4 protein-coding genes are annotated in these 3,651 nt (G+C 66.9%); all 4 read right to left on the bottom strand.

The window, feature by feature from the left end; translation table 11 throughout:
- Positions 1–209 precede the first annotated feature (209 nt).
- The 4 genes from SMD10_RS25030 to SMD10_RS25015 all read right to left on the bottom strand — a co-directional run bounded on the left by SMD10_RS25030 (position 210) and on the right by SMD10_RS25015 (position 3,426).
- Positions 210–530, bottom strand: a complete 321-nt coding sequence (locus tag SMD10_RS25030; protein WP_331688444.1) for a DUF6634 family protein — start codon at positions 528–530, stop codon at positions 210–212.
- Between the two features lie 171 nt (positions 531–701).
- The gene (locus SMD10_RS25025; protein ID WP_331688443.1) at positions 702–1,442 is read right to left on the bottom strand and encodes an FtsH/Yme1/Tma family ATP-dependent metallopeptidase; all 741 of its coding nucleotides are present in this window, start codon (positions 1,440–1,442) and stop codon (positions 702–704) included.
- Positions 1,439–3,085, bottom strand: a complete 1,647-nt coding sequence (locus SMD10_RS25020; RefSeq protein ID WP_331688442.1) for an AAA family ATPase — start codon at positions 3,083–3,085, stop codon at positions 1,439–1,441. Before SMD10_RS25020 ends, SMD10_RS25025 begins: the two co-directional genes overlap by 4 nt.
- A complete protein-coding gene (locus SMD10_RS25015; RefSeq protein WP_331688441.1) occupies positions 3,085–3,426 on the bottom strand; it encodes a hypothetical protein in 342 nt (113 codons plus the stop codon). Before SMD10_RS25015 ends, SMD10_RS25020 begins: the two co-directional genes overlap by 1 nt.
- Between the last annotated feature and the right edge of the window lie 225 nt (positions 3,427–3,651).

Below are 3,651 nucleotides of genomic sequence, written 5' to 3'. Positions count from 1 at the left end.
GTCGGGCTCCTTGTTGAAGAAGCCCGTCATGCTCTGCCCCTGCCGCACGACGCTCAATGCAGGCGCGACTTCGGCCTGTCTCCTCTAACCTCAACCGCGGGTGCCCTCCCGCGCAGCGGGTTCGTTCTCCGGCCCGACCTTGCCTTTCTGATGGGGCGGAGCGGCAAAGTTTTCCACTTCTCACTGTGCGCCGTGTCCACTTGCGATCGCTACTCCTCCCGCGGCTCGCCGAGGCGATAGAAGCGGGAGAGCGACCGGGCGTAGCCGTGGTGGGGAGCGAAGAGGTGGAGCTGCGAGGTGATCGAGCGGCGGCCGCGGGCGATCGTCGGGTGGCCGTCGACCTGCCCCGTCAGGCAGGGCCGCAGCCGCATGGCCAGCGACCAGTTGTCGAGTAACGGCGCGTCGGCCAGTTCGTGCCTGCTGGGTGCGACGCCGTTCCGGATGCGCTCAAGGTCGGCGACGAGGCGGCTTAGCAGGTTGAGCTCGTCAAGGTTGAGGATGGCGCCATCGGCCGTGATGAGGATGCTCATTGGAAAAGTCCTTTGTTTGGCGCCTGTGAGCGCCCCAGTGAAGATGGGAGAAGAAAGAGGAGCTCAAGCGACTCTGGGCCGCACGGCGGAAGCCAGCGCCATGATGGTTGCAGGGCTTGTTTGACGGCACTCATTGCCGCGGTGCGATGAACGCGGGCTTGCGGAAGCCCGTCAGCCCGACGGCAGCGCTGGAGCCACCGTTTGGTCACCGCCGAGGATCGCGGTGATCTCGTCGGCATCGAGCGTGCCCGCCTCGGTGAGCGCATCGGCAAGGCGCAGGAGGAGATCGAGGTTGGCGGCGACCGTGATCCGGGCCTGCTGCTGTGCTGCCTCCAGCCTGGCGTTGACACGGTCGAGCAGAGCGCCGTCCCGCAGGAGCATGTGCTCGGCCAGGTCGAGATTGCGGTGCACCAGCGGACGGTCGGCGCCGAGGCCGAAGCACATCTCGATGGCGAGGGCCAGTCGCGTTCCTCGGGCAAGGTCGCTGTTTTCAGGACCGCCGCTCGCCGCGGAGACCTCGCCGAAGACCAGTTCCTCCGCCGCGCGGCCGCCGAGATAGACGGCGAGCAGCGCCATCAACCGGCCTTCCGTCTGAACCGCGGCGCTTTCTTCTGCGATCGCCGAGCCACCGCCCTCATCGACGACGGACAGGGCGAGGATTGACCCGAGGTTCAGGACATGGCGCAGGATGGCATGCCCGGCTTCGTGCACGGCGATGTGGTAGCGCAAATCGGCCGAGCGTCGCGGCTTCGACCGGGCGAGCGCCGTTTCGAGATCGACGTAGGTCAGAGAGCGATGCTCGCGGCGGGCTTTGCCCCGCGCCTCACGCACCAGGCGTTCGATGTCGGCGCCGCTCATGCCGACGGCTTGACGGGCGAGCGTGTCCAGCGCCGTCGAGGGGTAAGGTGTCATGGCCGAGGCTCCTCTGATGTGGTCGCGTCCGAGTCATCGGAAGGGTGCGCCGCGCTGCGGGGATCGATGTCGGATGCGTTGCTGCTGTCGATCCGGATCGGCGATTTCGTTGGTTTGCTTGCAAGCACGCCATCGAGATCGGCGCCGAGGTGATGGACGAGGATCGCGGCCAGAGCTTTTCGGTCCGGCATCGGGATTGCGACGTGGCGTTCCCAGCGGCCGGAGCGGCGGAGCGCAGGCTCGATCTGGTCCGGGCGGTTGGTCGCGCCGAGGATGATGACGCCTTCCGTCTTCACCGTCCCATCCATCAGCTCCAGCGCCCTATTGACGATGGCGTTCCAGTAGTCGGCGTAATCGCGATCCATGGACACGCGCTGACCAATGCCGTCGGCCTCGTCGATGAAGAGCACGCAGGGCGCCAGCGCTTTGGCGATGTCGAAGCTCGCCGTCATGCACTTCAAGACGTCGCCGAGATGTCCCCGCTCCAGAAAGGTCGAGACCGAGGTGGCGAGAAGTGGGACGGCGAGCGTGTTGCAGAGTGCCCGGGCGAAGGTTGTCTTGCCCGTTCCAGGCGGGCCGGACAGCAGTAGGCGCGAACTGATCTCGCCCCAGCCGAGCGCACCATCCTGCCAGAGGCCGAGATCGGCCTTCAGATCCAGCGCCCAGTCCTTCGCCTCATCGAACCCGGGCAGCGTCTCGACTGTGACGCGGTGGAGGTCATCCGACGCGGCGGGCTGAATCAGCTCGGCGCCGGACTCGCCGAGCCGCTTTCGGTCCGCCTTCGACAGGGAACGGGGTGAGCGTCTGTTGTCGGCGCCCACCGCCTCGCCACCGCCATCGTCATCATCCTTCGTCCTGCCCTCGCCGGACGTCTGGTCGCTCGACCCTCCGGACGTCAGCCATTGGAGAATGGCGATGCTGCGCTCCAGCGGCAGGCCGGGGCGGATCGCGACGGCGAGATCGGCGATGTCCAATCGCGGCAGATCGAGTCTGGCTTCGTCCAGGGCGGTCCGGACGTGGCGAGCGTCCTCCTTCATGACCTGGACCATGGTCGCACCGACGATGTCCGCATCAAGGCTGCCGCCGTCGAGCATCGCGTCAGCAGAAAGCCCGATCACCGTCGGCACACTGACCTCGCTTGTCACCAGCAGCGGCAGACCGCTCCTCATGACGATGCCGAGGCGGCGGCGATAGACCCCATCGGCTTCCAGCGTGTCGTGGATGTCAAATGCAGCGGTGGCGACGATGAAGTCCGGATGGTCGGATCGCCGGAGAACCCTGCGCGCCCAGTTGCGGACGCTGTCAATGTCTGAGGCCTCCACCGAACCGGGGAGCAGCAAGCCGTCGTCGAGCAGCCGCAAGGCAACTCCGGCAAAGCCGGACACGCGGGCCTCGAGGGTGACGATGGTGCCGGACGTGCCAAACATCTCGCCGAGATCGGCGCGGCTGATTTTGGCGCGGGCGAGCGCCCGGTCGATCAACAGCGACGTGGCGACGGTGCTGGCGTCCGGCACGGGTAGCGCCTCTTCGACCTCTGGCTCGTCGTTTGCCATCAGGTCGAGGATACCGTCGGCGTCGAACCCCTCGGCCGATGTGCCTTTCGTCCGCTTCTTGGGCTGCGGACGGCCCAGTTTTCCAGCCATCAGAGCTCGCCCCCGCAGACGGGGTGGAGGGGCGTGCGCCGATCGCCGCGCCGTTCGATCCATTCGGCGACGAGACGGCAGGTCGCGTTTCCGGTCGCCACGTGGCGGTGTAGCTCGTCGAGGATCGGCGCCGGGATCGTCCCGCCATATTTGCAGAGCTTCGCGTGCTGCATGGCAAGGCTGACGATGACGGCCGGATCGGACTGAGGCGTTGCGGTCGGCGTCGCCGCGTCGGGCGCAACGGGTTCGATCGGGCGATGGCGGGCCGAGGCATGGGCGCGACGGCGGTACGCCTCGGCCCGGTCGCGCAGGCTGTTGGCGGAAGGATCAATGGTCTTCATGGACGTGATCTCTCGTTCGCCGAAGGCCAAGCCGACGGCGGCAAATCAGGATGGTGGTGTGGGGGAAGCGAGCGGGTCGAGCCCGCTCGGGCTCAGTTGGACACCTCGAAAAACCTCGCGTGGCTGGGCGTTTCATGATTCCATCGGTCTCGACGGGATCAGGAGGCATAGATGCGCGGGCAGCCGGGGTTCTGGGATGTTGACGAGCGATATGTCCGGCTGAGC

The sequence above is a fragment of the Consotaella aegiceratis genome, assembly GCF_036541425.1.
In the GTDB taxonomy this organism is placed as follows: Bacteria; Pseudomonadota; Alphaproteobacteria; order Rhizobiales; family Rhizobiaceae; genus Consotaella; species Consotaella aegiceratis.
This window is presented reverse-complemented; position numbering and strand designations above follow the sequence as displayed.

Excerpts from the sequence above, each read along its gene's own strand:
- SMD10_RS25030 (WP_331688444.1), bottom strand. The coding sequence starts at position 530 with ATGAGCATCCTCATCACGGCCGATGGCGCCATCCTCAACCTTGACGAG.
- SMD10_RS25020 (WP_331688442.1), bottom strand. The coding sequence starts at position 3,085 with ATGGCTGGAAAACTGGGCCGTCCGCAGCCCAAGAAGCGGACGAAAGGC.
- SMD10_RS25015 (WP_331688441.1), bottom strand. The coding sequence starts at position 3,426 with ATGAAGACCATTGATCCTTCCGCCAACAGCCTGCGCGACCGGGCCGAG.
- SMD10_RS25025 (WP_331688443.1), bottom strand. The coding sequence starts at position 1,442 with ATGACACCTTACCCCTCGACGGCGCTGGACACGCTCGCCCGTCAAGCC.